Here is a 13,997-nt window from a genome sequence, read left to right as displayed (position 1 = left end):
CATGCCCGTCCGGCAATGCGCTCAGCGCTGGCCGCGCGGACCGCCGACGCCGCCCGAAGCCGGCGCCTGCGCGATATACTCGCCCGACTGGATGAACGGGATCGGATTGATCGCGCGACCGTCGAGACGGACCTCGTAATGGAGGTGCGTGCCGGTCGAGCGGCCGGTCGAACCCATCAAGCCGATGATCTGGCCGCGGCGGACACGGGTATTGTCCGCCACCAGGATCTTCGAGAGGTGGCCGTAGCGCGTTTCCATGCCGCGACCATGGTTGATCTCGACCAGATTGCCATAGCCGCCCAGGCGCCCGGCGTGCGAGACGATACCGTCCGCGGTCGCGTAGATCGGCGTGCCCATCTGGCCGGGAATGTCGACGCCGGCGTGCATCGCCGCGGTGCCGCGGAACGGGTCCGAGCGGACGCCGAAATGCGACGTGAAGCTGACATGCTGCACCGGCTGCATCGACGGGATCGAAATCGTGCTCGATTCGATCGAGTCGAGCTTCTTCCACGTTTCGAACAGGGTGCGGAACTGCGCATCCGCATCGGCGGTGGTCGCAGCCGCGGCATCTTCGTCGCTCGCCGGCTCGTACGGGCCGCCCATGGCGACGTTGACCTTGACGAAGCGATTTGGCGCGAGGCCGAGATGCTGGATGTGCGCCGCAGCCTGGCGCACCCGCGCCTCGCCGACCTTCTGCGCCTGCACGGCGAGCGCGACCTGGCGCGCCTCCACCTTGCGCAGCGGCGCGACGATTTCGTCGGTCAGCGCGCTGGTCTGCTGCGGGACGGCCTTGAGATCGGCTTCGAGCACCGAGCGATCGGCCTTGCCCGACACGACGGCGTTGAGCACCGCCTGGCGCTGCTCGATCTTGGCGGCCTGGAGCTTGGCGGCTTCCTTGGCGGCGGCGACTTCGGCGCGCATATGGGCAACCTCGGCGCGCATCGCGGCGACCTGCGCCTCGAGCGACCCCGCCGCCGGCGCGGTATAGGCGATCGCGCCGGCCATCGCCTGCGACATGCCATAGCCGGAGAAGAGCACGGTCAACGTCGCGGCGGAGGCGAACAGCGCCTGCGAACGGCCGCCCACGCTGAAGCGGCGCAGCTTGCCGCCCTCGTGGAGAATCACATCGCGGGTGGTGAAGAAGTCCCGGAACTTGCGTGCGAATTCGTCGTTCTTGCGTTCAGACGGTACAGCCATGAGTCCCCGGCGCATTCATGGAAGCAAAGCCGGTGCGACCCGACCTTCTACTTCAGGATGATGCGGACGGATTGGGCAGCCCCTGACCTCGCCGTCCCGCTTGGGGACTCTTTTGGAGGATAATCAGCCCGCGGCAAGCGCTTGGTAGTAATCGCGCGTCAGACCGGCTGCTTCGCGCGCCGAGTCGTTGAACGGCGGCTTAACGGCTCCCCGAAAATGGGTTCGGACAAGCGCCTGCCAGGTCGTTTCGGGTGCGCAATCGTCGGCCTTGCAGGCCGACTCAAACCACTCCGTACCAGCCCTTACGTGCCGTACCTCATCGGTGACGATGCGCGTCAGAATCCTGGCGGTGACCGCGTCGCCGGCCGCGTCGAACCGCTCGATCGTGGCGGGCGTCACGTCCAGCCCGCGTGCCTCGAGCACCATCGGCACCACGGCAAGCCGGGCCTTGACGTCATGCGCGGTCTCGGTCGCCGCGTCCCACAGCCCGTCATGCGCAGGCAGTGCGCCATAGTGGCTGCCAAGGCTGCGCAGCCGCCGGTCGAGCAGCGCGAAATGCATCGCCTCGTCGGCGCCGACGCGCATCCAGTCGTCGGTAAAGCCGGTCGGGAATTGCGCGCCGAAGCGGCCGATCAGGTCGAACGCCAAGTCGATCGCGACGAACTCGATATGCGCCAGCGCATGGATCAGCGCGATCCGGCCGCGCTCGGAGCCACCGCGTCCGCGCTTGGGCATGCGGTTGGGCGGCAGCAGCTCGGGCGCATCGGGGCGCGCGGGGCGATCGGGCATGGCGACGTCGAAGCGGAAGTCGAGCCGCCCGAGCCGCCAGTCGCGCGCGGCGGCGCGGGCCCGCATCACCTTGGCGGTCGGATCGGCGGCGTCGAGCACCGCCCGCACCGCCGCGCCCACGCTGCGTCCTTCGGTCACCCCAGCCCCTTTGCCGCGTCCAGCACCTCGGCGGCATGGCCGGGCACCTTCACCTTGCGCCAGGCGCGGACCAGCGTGCCCGCGGCGTCGAACAGGAAGGTCGAGCGCTCGATGCCCATATACTTCTTGCCGTACATCGACTTCTCCACCCACACGCCCAGCGCTTCCATCAGCGCGCCGTCCTCATCGGTGGCAAGCGGGACGGCGAGGTCGTACTTGGCGGTGAACTTCTGGTGCTTGGCGGGCGGGTCCTTGGAGATGCCGAGCAGCTTTACGCCGAGCCCCTCGAATTCCGGCATCAGCGCGGTGAAGTCCTGCGCCTCGCGGGTGCAGCCCGAGGTATCGTCCTTGGGATAGAAATAGAGGACGAACGGCGCGCCTGCGCCCCATTCGGGAAGCGCGATCGCGCTGCCGTCCGCCGCCACCAGCGCGTGCTTGGGGAGCGCGTCGCCCTGCTCGATGCTCATCGTCTGGTCTCCGTCAGTTGCCGGCCTGGATCGCGGCCCAGCAGTCGCGCACCTCCTGCCGCGTTGCGCCCAGCGTCGCAACCACCGCTTCCCAATCGGGCAGGCCGAGCGCGCGGGCGATCAGCGCGCGGGTCCGCTCGCCCGGCGGCTGCGCATCGGGCGCGACGAGCCGCAGCGTCACCAGCAGCCGGGTGAGGAAGTCGTGCGCCGGTCGCAGCGCCGGGGGCACGATCCCCTGCCCCACCAGTGCGTCGATCGCCTTGCCCAGCTGCGGATCGAAGCCGGTACGGTGGCACAGCTGCTGGACGTGCACCGCGAACTCCAGATCGACTAGCCCGCCGTCGAGCAGCTTGGCATCGAGCGGCCCCGCCGGCGGCTTGTGCGCGGCCATGTCGGCGCGCATCTTGGCGGCATCGGCGAGGATGTCGCGCTCGGGCCGGGCGCCGTGGAGCACATGGATAATGATCGCCTGCACCTGCGCGCGGGCTTCCGCCGAGCCGAACACCGGCCGGGCGCGGGTCAGCGCCATATGCTCCCAGGTCCAGGCGTCTTTTTCCTGATAGGTCGCAAAGCCTTCCAGCGAGACCGACAAGGGTCCCTGGGTGCCCGAAGGGCGCAGCCGGGTATCCACTTCGTAGAGCGGCCCGGCGGCGGTGGGTACCGAAAGCGCCGCCGTCACCCGCTGGGCCAGCCGGTTGTAATAGGTCACCGCGCCGAGCGGCCGCCGCCCGTCCGATTCCGCCGCATAGTCGCCAGTGAACAGGTAGATCAGGTCGAGGTCCGAGGCATGGGTCAGCGCCCCGCCGCCCATCCGCCCGAGCGCGAGGATCACCAGCTCGCTGCCGGGCACATGGCCGTGCTGGCTGGCGAACTCCTCCACCGTGGCCGCCGTCAGCACCTCGATCGCGGCTTCGGCAACCCGCGCATAGCCGGCGGACACGTCGAGCGGGTCGCTCGCCCCTGCGACGATCTGCGCGCCGAGGGCGAAGCGCTTCTCGTTGACGATGCGGCGGACATGCTCGAGCCGCCATTGATAGTCCGCGCCGCGCTCCTCGGCGGCCATCGCCGCCATCAGTTCGGGCACGTCACCCACCGGCGCGAAGGCGCTCGCATCGATCAGCCCGTCGAGCAGCTCCGCGCGGCGACCGAGCTGTTCGGCCAATGTCGGCGCATGGCTGAGAATCGCGCTCAGCAGCCGGGTGAGCGCCGGCTGTGCCTCGAGCAGGCGGAAGATGTTGACCGCGCTCGGCAGCCGCTTGAGCATCGCATCGAAGCGGGTGATCGCATGTTGCGGATCGGGCGCACCGCCGAAGCCGCTCATCAGCGTGGGCAGCACCGCCTCGAGCGCGCTCTGCGCCGCCGGACTGCGCAGCGCCGGGTAGGTAGCGCCGCGCCAGCCCTCCACCACGCGGCGGGCGATTTCGGCGTCGGGAAACCCCGCCTCTGCCAGCCGCGCGCCCAGCGTGTCGGGATCGCTCGGCAGCCCGCTGCCGCCCGCCTCGGCCAGCGCATCATAGATGCGGCCGACCCGCTCGACATGCGGCTGGAGCAGCGCGATCAGCGCAGCGCCTTCCTCCAGCCCATGCAGCCGCGCCACATGGTCAAGCGCGGCGGGGTCGCTCGGCAGCGTGTGCGTCTGGCGATCGTCGATCATCTGCAGGCGATGCTCGATCGTGCGGAGCAGCACATAGGCCTTGTCGAGCGCCGCCGCCTCGCCCGCATCGATCCGCCCGGCCGCCGCCAGCGCCGCGAGCGCATCGCGGGTGGCGGGCACCCGCAGCGCCGGATCGCGGCCGCCATGGATCAGCTGGTGGATCTGCGCGAAGAACTCCACTTCGCGGATGCCGCCCCTGCCCCGCTTGAGGTCGTAGCCTGGGCCGAAGCGCTGGCCCTGCTGGTAGTGATCGCGGATGCGGCGCGAGATTTCCTGGATCTCGCGGATCGTGCCATAGTCGAGCGCGCGCCGCCACACGAAGGGGCGGATCGCGTCGAGGAAGCTCTCGCCCAGCGCGCCGTCGCCGCCGGCAACGCGGGCGCGGATGAAGGCGGCGCGCTCCCAGGGCAGCGCCTGGCTTTCATAATAGCTGATCGCGGCCTCGACCGGCAGCGCGATCGGCGTCACCTCGGGCGAAGGGCGCAGCCGCAGGTCGACGCGCAGCACATAGCCGTCGCCGTCGCGCGCCTGGAGGATCTCCAGCACCCGTCGCGCGATCCGCACCGCCGCTTCCTCGGGCGCCTCGCGGGGTTTGCACGGCAGCGTCGCGGGGTCGAAGATCAGGATGGGGTCGATGTCCGACGAGTAATTGAGCTCGCGGCTGCCCTGCTTGCCGAGTGCGATCGCCGCAAAACCCTGCGGTTCGGCATCGGGGGTGCGCCCGCGGATCGCGGCGCGGATCGCGCGGTCGAGCGCCTCATCGGCAAAGTCGCTGAGCAACCTTGTGGTGCGGCCGAAATCATAGGCGCCGGACAGGTCGCCGATAGCCGCGATCAGCGCCAGCCGCCGCCGCTGGATGCGCAGCGCCCGCGGCTCGACCATGTCCCGGGTCGGGGCGGCCGAGACAGTGATCGGATCGGCAATCGCCGCCGCGGGGTCGGCCGCGATGTCGCCCTCGCGCCCCAAGACGAGCCCAAGAAACGGAGAATGCTCGGAAATCCGCGCCAGCGCGTCGGAAAAGCCAGGTTCGCCCACCGGAAACACCTTATCGCCCAAAAACCGAAAATCTGCGATGGATTGCAACTATCGCAGGCAACGAAACCGACCCATGGCCGTTTGGGGAGCGTGGTTCAGATGACACCCTCTCAGGCCCTGGCGGCAGATATCGCGACTCCCTGTCGCATCGAGCCGCCGCGGGCATGCGACGGGATCGGTCGGGCGATCGCCAATGCCTATGCGCGCGAACTCGGCCTGCCGCAGGACATGGCGATGCTGCTCGCCAAGCTGAACGACCGCGATCCCCGCTGCCACTGGTAGGCGTCACCGCCCCTGCATGTCCCGGTGGGCGCTCGGCATTCGTACAGTCAGACCGTCCAGCGCGTCGGTGAGCAGGATCTGGCAGGCGAGACGGCTGGTCCGCACCGCGCCCATCGCGAGATCCAGCATATCTTCCTCCGCCTCGCTCGCGGGGGGCAGCCGATCGAAATCGGCGGGCGCGACGATCACATGGCAGGTGGAACACGCCATTTGGCCCTCGCACGTGCCCTCCAGCGGCTGACCCGCATTCTGTGCCACCTCGAGCAGCCGCGCGCCGGGCGGCGCCTCCACTTCCTGCACCGCACCGCCAACGGCCTCGAACCGCACCCGGATCATGCGGCCACCCGCTGGGCGTCGGCGGCGGCGCAGAGTCGGTCGAGTGCGGTCATCAATTCCTCCTCGGTGGTCATCCGGCCGAAGCCGATACGAATGCTGGAACGCGCCTGTGCGTCGGAAAGCCCCAGTGCGCGGAGCACATGGCTCGGCCGGCCCGAGCCGCTGGCGCAGGCCGAACCCGCGGAAAAGGCAATGTCGCGCAGGTCGGACATCAGCCGGGCGACGTCGAGGCCCTCGCGGCGGAGGTTGAGGTTGCCGGGGTAGCGGTGGGTGGCGGCGCCGTTGAGGGTCCAGCCCAAATTTCCCCTCCCGCTTGCGGGAGGGAGGGGGGATAGTTGAAGGCGCTCGGCGGCCAGTCCGAACAATCGGGCCACATGCGCCGCATCCTCTGCGCGCCGCATTGCCGCCGCCCTCGCCGCAGCCCCGAACCCCGCACACAGCGCCGGCGACAGCGTCCCCGATCGCCCCAGCGCCTCCTGCCCGCCGCCATGCAGCAGCGGCGCCAGCGTCACGCCGTCGTGCACCCACAACGCGCCGATGCCCTTGGGTCCGTGGATCTTGTGCGCGGAGATCGCGACCAGGTCGCACGCCGGCGGGATCGGCACCCGGCCATAGCCCTGCACCGCGTCGCACAGCAACAGCGCGCCCGCCTCGTGGGCGATCTCCGCGAGTTCCGCGATCGGCTGGAGCACGCCGATCTCGTTGTTGACCAGCATCGCCGCGACGAGCCCGGTGCCGGGCACGATCGCCGCTCGGGCGGTCTCCAGATCCACCAGCCCGTCAGGACCAACCGGCAGCACCGTCACCGGCCGCCCGGTCGCCGCCACGGTGTCCAGCACCGCCGCATGCTCGGTGGCGAGGGTGACGATCGATCCGCTGGTGCCCTTGATCGCCCAGTTGAGCGCCTCGGTCGCGCCGCTGGTGAAGGCGAGCGTGCCGCCCGGCGGCAGCAGCGCCGCGACCTGCGCCCGCGCGACTTCCACCGCCGCCCGCGCCGCCCGTCCCGCAGTGTGGGGCGAATGCGGATTGGCGTGCTGCGATTCGAGCCAGGGGAGCATCGCCGCGAGCGCCTCCGGGGCGAGCGGCGTGGTCGCCTGATAGTCGAGATAGATCATGCCGCCCGCGCTCGCGCCTCGGCAAAGGTCGCCCGCCACAGCGCGGCGAAGCGATCGACATCGCCCTCCGTGGTGCTCCGCCCGAAGCTGACCCGCACGACTTCGCGCAAGGCCGGTTCGGCCCAACCCATCGCGGTCAGCACATGGCTGGGCCGCATGCTGCCCGAGGAGCAGGCGCTGCCCGCCGATACCGCCACGCCCGCCAGATCGAAGCGGATCAGCTGCGCCGCCGAGGAGACGTCCGGCATCCGATAGGCCCCGATCAGCGGACTGCGCGGGCTCTCCGCCCCAACGACTTCGCCGCCAGCCCCGAGGATCGCAGCCTCCAACCGCGCGCGCAGCCGGGCCATTTCCGCCAGATCCTCCGGCATCTCCACCGCGGCGGCATAACCGAGCGCGCCCGGCAAATTCTCGGTGCCCGCGCGATAGCCCTTTTCCTGTCCGCCGGTCGGCAGCAGCACGCCCAGATCGCGCACCAGCAGCGCGCCGACGCCCGGCGGCCCACCGCGCTTGTGGGCGGAGACCGCGACAAGATCGGCATGGCGCAGCACCTCGGCATCGGCATGCGCGGGCATCTGCGCGGCATCGACCAGCAGCAGCCCGCCCGCGCCGTGGACGATGTCCGCAATCGCCGCGGTCGGCTGGCGCACCCCGGTCTCGCTGTTCGCCCATTGCACGCAGACCAGCGTCCGGCCTCCGCCTTGCAGCGCTCCCGCCAGGGCCTCCAGATCCAGCAAGCCGCCCGCCGTCACCGGCAGCAAGGCCGCGCCCTCGCCCAGCCGCAACACCGCATCATGCTCCACCGCGGTGATCAGCCGCCGCGCGGCCACGCTCCGATTCATCGCGATCGCCAGCGATTCGCTCGCCCCGCTGGTCAGCAGCAGTTCGTGCGCCCAGCCATAGGCCGCGGCGATCCGCCGCCGCGCATCCTCCAGCGCCGCCCGCGCCGCCCGCCCGTCGCCATGCGGCGAGGACGGGTTGGCCCAGTGTGCCATCCCCTCCGTCACCGCCGTCACTGCCTCCGGCAGCATCGGGGTCGTCGCGGCATGATCCAGATAGAGTCGAGCGGCCAATGGCGTTCCAATTGCGTGAAGGGACCCGCTGCCTATATAGCGACCATGTTCCTGCGCTCCACCGCGCATCTCCCTATTGAACAGGATCCGCCTTGCCCGAAGTCATTTTCCCCGGACCCGAAGGCCGCCTCGAGGGCCGCTTCGCTCCCGCGCCGCGCCCGCGCGCACCGGTTGCGATGATCCTCCACCCGCATCCCAATGCGGGCGGCACGATGAACAACCGCATCGTCCAGGATCTCTACAAGACCTTCCAGCGCCGCGGCTTCGCGACGCTGCGCTTCAACTTCCGCGGCGTCGGCAAGAGCCAGGGCACCTTCGACAACGGCATCGGCGAACTCTCCGACGCGGCGAGCGCGCTCGACTGGGTGCAGAGCTTCCACCCCGAGGCGTCGTCCACCTGGGTCGCGGGCTTCGGCTTCGGCGCCTGGATCGGCATGCAGCTGCTGATGCGCCGCCCGGAAATCCGCGGCTTCATCTCGGTCGCGCCGCCGGCGAACATGTTCGACTTCACCTTCCTCGCACCCTGCCCCAGCTCGGGCATCATCATCCAGGGCGAGCAGGACGAGGTCGTGACCCCCGGCGCGGTGCAGAAGCTGGTCGACAAGCTGCGCACCCAGAAGCACATCACCATCCACCACGATACCGTGCCCGGCGCGAACCATTTCTTCGAGCACGAGATGGACCAGCTGATGGGCTCGGTCGACCGCTATCTCGACATGCGGCTCGACCCCAACTGCCCGATCCGCTGAGGATCCTGGCGGCTCAGCGCGGCGCGAACGTCGCGCTGAGCCAGCGATCGACCACGGCGGTGGCGGGATAGTCCGCCTCGCCCAGTTGCCGGTTCATCGCGACATGACCGCGCAGGCCCCGGCCTTCAAAGCCCTGCACCTCCACCTTCGATCCTTCCGCACGCAGCGCCCTGGCGAGCGCTTCGGACTGGCGCGTGCCGTCCTCGCGCTGGACGTGGAGGATCAGGAACGACAGCACGTTCGGCCCCTTGCTATGCGCGACCGGCGACAGCGCGCGCTGCCGCGCCGGATCGGTGCCGAACGCCTTGGTATAGATCGGCCGCATGAAGCGCCCGGCCTCGGCCATTTGCGCGGGCACGTCATAGGCCGCACCATCGAGCAGCACCACGCCGCGCAGCTGGTCGAGCATCAGGTCCTGCGCGTGCATGTAGCGCGGATCGGTGGCGACCAGCGCGGCAAGATGCGCGCCGGCGCTATGCCCCATCAGCACCATGCGGTTCGGGTTGAAGCCGAGGTCGCGCGCATGCGCCACCAGCCAGGCGAGTGCGGTCGCCACGTCCTGCGCCTGCTGCTCCACGGTGGCGCCGGGCACCAGCCGATAGTCGATCGTGGCGAAGGCATAGCCATTGCCGGTAAAATGCCGGATCTTGGCCGCCCCGGTCGCATTGTCCTTCGCGCCATGCTCCCAGCCGCCGCCATGGACGAAGACGATCAGCGGCGGCGCGCTGCGGGTGAAGACGGTCGGCGGGTAGTAGTCGAGCGTCTGCTCGGGCGCGGTGCCGTAGGCGAGGTTGTGCTTCGGTGCGGAGGCCAAGGGCGCCGCGGGTGCGACTTGCTGCTGGGCGAGCACGGGCGGGCCCGCGAGGAACAGTCCGGCTACCACCCACCCGATCGCGCGCATCCTGGCTCTCCTGCTGCGAGCGGCAGGATATCGCGTGGGTGCCGGGTGGGTCGACTCGGAAAAGGTCGCAAGATGTAACGATCCCGCGCCCGTGAGCGCCCCTCCCCGCTTTCGGGAGGGGCTCGGGGAGGGACCGACGTGGAGGGAATAGCAACGCTTCGGCCATCCCCCCCCCCCGCCCCCTCCCGCAAGCGGGAGGGGAGCGCAGCTTGCGAGGTCGCAGCCCTACACCGTCCAGATCAACACGTTGGCCAAAATCACCAGCGCACATACCAGCATCAGCACGCCGCGCTGGCGATCGCCGCGGCGGAGCACCGTCACCCCACCCCAGCCGAGCGCCAGCACCGCCAGCATGGCGAGGCCCATGGTCAGCGGATACAGGCCCGAAAGCGCGCTCAGGTCACCACCGCCCATACGGTCACGCCCGTGACGACGCAGACGCAGCCGCAGGCCGCGGCCGCCGCCAGCTTGGGATCACTGCGATAGGCGATGCGCAGCGTGAACCAGAGGAAATGGCCGAGCGCCAGCGTGCCGATGCTGGCGACCTGGGCGATGGCCCCGCCGACCGGATTCCCGCGATCATTCCGTGCCCCCGAGCGTCCGCGCATAGTCCTCCTGGTCGACATTGCCGCCCGAAACGATCACCAGCGTTCCGGGTTCCGCCGGTATCTTGCCCGCGAGCAACGCGGCGATTCCCGCCGCCCCGCCCGGCTCCACCACCAGGCGCAGCTTTGCCGCCGCCCAGCGTTGTGCGATTCTGATCTCCCGCTCGCTCACCGCGATGCCGGTCGCACCACGCCGCGCAAGCACGTCGAAGGTAAGCGACGAAACCCGCTGAGTCTGCAGTGAATCGCACGCCGTGGGGGGCGGATTGTCCCCAACCGGTTCGATCCAACCCGCTTCGAGACTCCGGCGCATGTCGTCCCAGCCTTCGGGCTCCACGGGGAAGATCTCCGCCTCGGGCAGCGCCAGCGCAATCCCGGCCGAAAGCCCGCCGCCGCCGCAGGGCACCAGCACCCGCGCGGGGCCTTCCCGCCCCGCCTCGGCCATCTGCCTGGCGGCTTCGATGCCGGCGCTCCCCTGCCCCTCGATGATCCAGGTGTCGTCGAAGCTCGGCACCAGCGCCGCGCCGCGGGCATGGGCGAGCTGCTCGGCGATCTTCTCGCGGCTTTCGGTGGCGCGGTCATAGCGCACCACCTCGGCCCCCAGCGCCAGCGTCGCCTCCAGCTTCACCCTGGGCGCGTCGGCCGGCATCACGATCACCGCAGGAATGCCCAGCCGCTTGGCCGCCCAGGCGACGCCCTGCGCATGATTGCCCGAGGAGAAGGCGACCACGCCCTTGTCCCGCACCCGCGCGTCCAATGCGGTCAGCCGGTGCCAGGCGCCACGGATCTTGAACGCGCCGATCGGCTGCAGGCTTTCCGCCTTGAACGCCACCGCCACGCCACGCACCTCCTGCACGAGCAGCGGGGTCGGCGGCAGGATCGCCGCCACCTTGGCGGCGGCATCGCGGACCCCTGCACGGGTAGGCTGTCGCAAAATCGTCACAGAACATCCCTCGCCGTAGAAAAACCTACCCCAGAATCACTTTACACGGGGGACCGACGCGCATATGTGCGCTCCTCCGCTGCCCCATGGGACTTCCAACCGCAAGGCAGCTTTTCGTCAATGTTTGCCTCACGGCATTTGGAGGTCCCTTGAGTTGCACAAGCATCATCGCGCGCTGGGGTTAGCGACCACCCTCGTCGGCACCACCCGTGTTGCCGATATCGCTAAGCTTCGTCCGGTCCAGCCGGTAACGCTCGTCCGCCCGCACGCCGCATCGCGTGCGGCCCGGTTCTTCGCAGAGAAGTTCCCGGGTCGCTCGATGTATGCCGTGAAGGCCAATCCCTCGCCGGATCTGATCCGGATCCTGTGGGAGAGCGGAATCACGCATTTCGACGTCGCATCGATCGCCGAGGTTCGCCTCGTTGCCGGTGTCGCGCCGCAAGCAACCCTGTGCTTCATGCACCCGGTAAAGGCTGAGGAAGCCATCGCCGAGGCGTATTTCGAGCATGGCGTTCGCGTATTCAGCCTGGACAGCATGGAAGAGCTGGACAAGATCGTGCGTGCCACCAAGGGCGCCACCGATCTCACGCTGTGCGTACGCCTCCGCGTTTCGTCGGATCACTCGAAGCTCAGCCTCGCGTCGAAGTTCGGCGTCGGCCCGGGCGAGAGCAAGGACCTGCTGATCGCGGTTCGCCAGGTGGCGGATGCCCTGGGCATCTGCTTCCATGTCGGCAGCCAGGCGATGTCGCCGGAAGCCTATGCCAATGCGATGGAGCGCGCCCGCGCCGCCATCGTCGAGGCGGGCGTTACGGTCGATGTCGTCGATGTCGGCGGCGGGTTTCCGTCCAGCTATCCCGGCATGGAGCCGCCACCGCTCGAGCGCTATTTCGCGACGATCCATCGCGCCTTCGAAAGCCTGCCGATTTCCTATTCGGCAGAGCTGTGGGCCGAGCCGGGCCGCGCGCTGTGCGCCGAATACAGCTCGCTGATCGTACGCGTCGAGCGTCGTCGCGGCGACGAACTGTACATCAATGATGGTGCCTATGGCGCACTGTTCGATGCGGCGCATATCGGCTGGCGCTTCCCGGTCCGCCTCCTCCGCGAGCCGGATTCGAACGCCAAGGACATGGGCTTCAGCTTTTACGGCCCCACCTGCGACGACATGGATCGCATGGCGGGCCCGTTCGAGCTGCCGGCCGACATCCAGGCGGGCGACTATATCGAGATCGGCATGCTCGGCGCCTATGGTGCCGCGATGCGCACCGGCTTCAACGGCTTCACCGCCGGCGACACGGTGATCGTCGACGACGAGCCGATGGTCTCGCTCTATACCGGCGAAGACGAGACGGCCGAGGTTTCCTCGAACGTCGTCAAGCTGTAACGCTGCACTCGTAGCGACGAAAGGCACTCCCCTCCCGCATGCGGGAGGGGCTGGGGGTGGGCCCCCGCCATCCTCGCACCGGATCGCCGGTGGCGAGCGGGCGCCCACCCCCCGGCCCCCTCCCGCACGCGGGAGGGGGAGCAAGAACGGGTTTCCGCGTCCCCTTTGAATGACGGCGGCCATGTGAAAATGGGAGTTCCCATGACCGACAGCCTCACCAAGACCGCGGCGGCCAACGCCCCGATCAACGACACCCGCAAGGCCGAACTGCTTTCCAAGCAGGTCAAGCACATCGACATCAAGAGCTTCGACGCGCGCCCGATCGTCGACGCGATGGCCGATATGAGCTTCACCAGCCGCGATCTCGGCCGCGCCACCAAGATCTATAACGACATGCTGGCCGACAAGGACTGCACGGTCTGCCTCGTGATCGCGGGCTCGACCTCGGCCGGCGGCTGCATGGACCTTTATGCCGATCTGGTGCGCAACAACATGGTCGACGTGATCGTCGCCACCGGCGCCACCATCGTCGACATGGATTTCTTCGAGGGCCTGGGCCACAAGCACTATCAGGCGCTGGAGATCCCCGACGACGACACGCTGCGCTCGCTCTATATCGACCGCATCTACGACACCTACATCGACGAGGAGCAGCTCCAGGACTGCGACTTCACGATCAACAAGATCGCGAACGAGCTGGAGCCGCGCGCCTATTCGAGCCGCGCCTTCATCCGCGAGATGGGCAAGTACCTCTCGGAGCACGGCAAGAAGGAAAACAGCCTGGTCAAGCTCGCCTATGAGCATGACGTGCCGATCTTCTGCCCGGCGTTCGTCGACAGCTCGGCCGGCTTCGGCCTCGTCAAGCACCAGGTCGACCAGATGAAGGCGGGCAAGCCCTACCTGATGATCGACGCGGTCGCGGACTTCCGCGAGCTGACCGAGATCAAGATCCAGGCGGGCACCACCGGCCTGCTGATGATCGGCGGCGGCGTGCCGAAGAACTTCATCCAGGACACCGTCGTCTGCGCCGAGATCCTCGGCCATGAGGACGTGGAAGTGCACAAGTACGCGGTGCAGATCACCGTGGCCGACGTGCGCGACGGCGCCTGCTCGTCCTCGACGCTGCAGGAAGCCGCCAGCTGGGGCAAGGTGAACACCGGCATCGAGCAGATGGTGTTCGCGGAAGCCGGTTCGGTGATGCCGCTGCTGGCGTCCGACGCCTATCACCGCGGCTACTGGAAGGATCGCGCCAAGCGCGGTTGGGCGAAGCTGTTCGCCTGAGCCTTTCGGGACCGACAAACGGAACGGCCGGGGAGCGATCCCCGGCCGTTT

15 protein-coding genes are annotated in these 13,997 nt (G+C 69.1%); 4 read left to right on the top strand and 11 right to left on the bottom strand.

Annotated elements, in window-relative coordinates; all coding sequences use genetic code 11:
• Positions 1-21: 21 nt before the first annotated feature.
• The 4 genes from GGR89_RS10875 to GGR89_RS10860 all read right to left on the bottom strand — a co-directional run bounded on the left by GGR89_RS10875 (position 22) and on the right by GGR89_RS10860 (position 5,280).
• Entirely contained in the window at positions 22-1,197 is a 1,176-nt protein-coding gene (locus tag GGR89_RS10875) for a M23 family metallopeptidase (RefSeq protein ID WP_125977439.1), read from the bottom strand.
• Positions 1,198-1,320: 123 nt separating this feature from the next.
• Positions 1,321-2,124 (bottom strand): ferritin-like domain-containing protein, encoded by an 804-nt coding sequence (locus tag GGR89_RS10870; protein ID WP_206431153.1) that lies wholly within the window; start codon positions 2,122-2,124, stop codon positions 1,321-1,323.
• The gene (locus tag GGR89_RS10865; RefSeq protein ID WP_125977438.1) at positions 2,121-2,591 is read right to left on the bottom strand and encodes a peroxiredoxin; all 471 of its coding nucleotides are present in this window, start codon (positions 2,589-2,591) and stop codon (positions 2,121-2,123) included. The genes GGR89_RS10870 and GGR89_RS10865 overlap by 4 nt, the downstream gene beginning before the upstream one ends.
• A 13-nt stretch (positions 2,592-2,604) precedes the next feature.
• Positions 2,605-5,280, bottom strand: a complete 2,676-nt coding sequence (locus GGR89_RS10860) for a bifunctional [glutamine synthetase] adenylyltransferase/[glutamine synthetase]-adenylyl-L-tyrosine phosphorylase (protein WP_241218055.1) — start codon at positions 5,278-5,280, stop codon at positions 2,605-2,607.
• Positions 5,281-5,379: 99 nt separating this feature from the next.
• Here GGR89_RS10860 and GGR89_RS10855 point away from each other — a divergent pair, with 99 nt between their 5' ends.
• Positions 5,380-5,562 (top strand): hypothetical protein, encoded by a 183-nt coding sequence (locus GGR89_RS10855; RefSeq protein WP_125977437.1) that lies wholly within the window; start codon positions 5,380-5,382, stop codon positions 5,560-5,562.
• Between the two features lie 3 nt (positions 5,563-5,565).
• On the opposite strand, the gene GGR89_RS10850 is transcribed toward GGR89_RS10855, so the two are convergent.
• Genes GGR89_RS10850 through GGR89_RS10840 form a run of 3 tightly spaced genes read right to left on the bottom strand, consistent with a single transcriptional unit; the run spans position 5,566 to position 8,086 of the window.
• Positions 5,566-5,898, bottom strand: coding sequence for a 2Fe-2S iron-sulfur cluster-binding protein (locus tag GGR89_RS10850; protein WP_125977436.1), 333 nt, complete (start codon positions 5,896-5,898; stop codon positions 5,566-5,568).
• On the bottom strand, positions 5,895-7,013 hold the full coding sequence (locus GGR89_RS10845; protein WP_125977435.1) for a cysteine desulfurase family protein: 1,119 nt from the start codon (positions 7,011-7,013) through the stop codon (positions 5,895-5,897). The genes GGR89_RS10850 and GGR89_RS10845 overlap by 4 nt, the downstream gene beginning before the upstream one ends.
• Entirely contained in the window at positions 7,010-8,086 is a 1,077-nt protein-coding gene (locus GGR89_RS10840; RefSeq protein WP_125977434.1) for a cysteine desulfurase family protein, read from the bottom strand. The genes GGR89_RS10845 and GGR89_RS10840 overlap by 4 nt, the downstream gene beginning before the upstream one ends.
• A 92-nt stretch (positions 8,087-8,178) precedes the next feature.
• On the opposite strand from GGR89_RS10840, the gene GGR89_RS10835 reads away from it, so the two are divergent.
• Positions 8,179-8,835: an alpha/beta hydrolase gene (locus GGR89_RS10835; protein WP_125977433.1), complete on the top strand. Its 657-nt coding sequence runs from the start codon at positions 8,179-8,181 to the stop codon at positions 8,833-8,835.
• Positions 8,836-8,848: 13 nt separating this feature from the next.
• Here the strand turns inward: GGR89_RS10835 and GGR89_RS10830 are convergent, their stop codons facing one another.
• The 4 genes from GGR89_RS10830 to GGR89_RS10815 form a co-directional block, all read right to left on the bottom strand.
• Positions 8,849-9,736, bottom strand: coding sequence for an alpha/beta hydrolase (locus GGR89_RS10830; RefSeq protein WP_125977432.1), 888 nt, complete (start codon positions 9,734-9,736; stop codon positions 8,849-8,851).
• 225 nt (positions 9,737-9,961) lie between these two features.
• Entirely contained in the window at positions 9,962-10,150 is a 189-nt protein-coding gene (locus GGR89_RS10825; protein ID WP_125978402.1) for a hypothetical protein, read from the bottom strand.
• Positions 10,132-10,344, bottom strand: a complete 213-nt coding sequence (locus GGR89_RS10820) for a hypothetical protein (protein WP_125978404.1) — start codon at positions 10,342-10,344, stop codon at positions 10,132-10,134. The genes GGR89_RS10825 and GGR89_RS10820 overlap by 19 nt, the downstream gene beginning before the upstream one ends.
• A complete protein-coding gene (locus tag GGR89_RS10815; protein ID WP_125978406.1) occupies positions 10,316-11,284 on the bottom strand; it encodes a threonine ammonia-lyase in 969 nt (322 codons plus the stop codon). Before GGR89_RS10815 ends, GGR89_RS10820 begins: the two co-directional genes overlap by 29 nt.
• Before the next feature lie 154 nt (positions 11,285-11,438).
• On the opposite strand from GGR89_RS10815, the gene GGR89_RS10810 reads away from it, so the two are divergent.
• The gene (locus tag GGR89_RS10810; protein ID WP_125978408.1) at positions 11,439-12,665 is read left to right on the top strand and encodes a type III PLP-dependent enzyme; all 1,227 of its coding nucleotides are present in this window, start codon (positions 11,439-11,441) and stop codon (positions 12,663-12,665) included.
• 201 nt (positions 12,666-12,866) lie between these two features.
• Positions 12,867-13,946 carry a 1,9-bis(guanidino)-5-aza-nonane synthase gene (locus GGR89_RS10805; protein ID WP_125977391.1) on the top strand — a complete coding sequence of 360 codons (1,080 nt, stop codon included), beginning with the start codon at positions 12,867-12,869 and terminating at the stop codon, positions 13,944-13,946.
• Positions 13,947-13,997 lie beyond the last annotated feature (51 nt).

Origin of the sequence: Sphingomonas trueperi (assembly GCF_011927635.1) — a bacterium.
Classification (GTDB): Bacteria; Pseudomonadota; Alphaproteobacteria; order Sphingomonadales; family Sphingomonadaceae; genus Sphingomonas; species Sphingomonas trueperi.
This window is presented reverse-complemented; position numbering and strand designations above follow the sequence as displayed.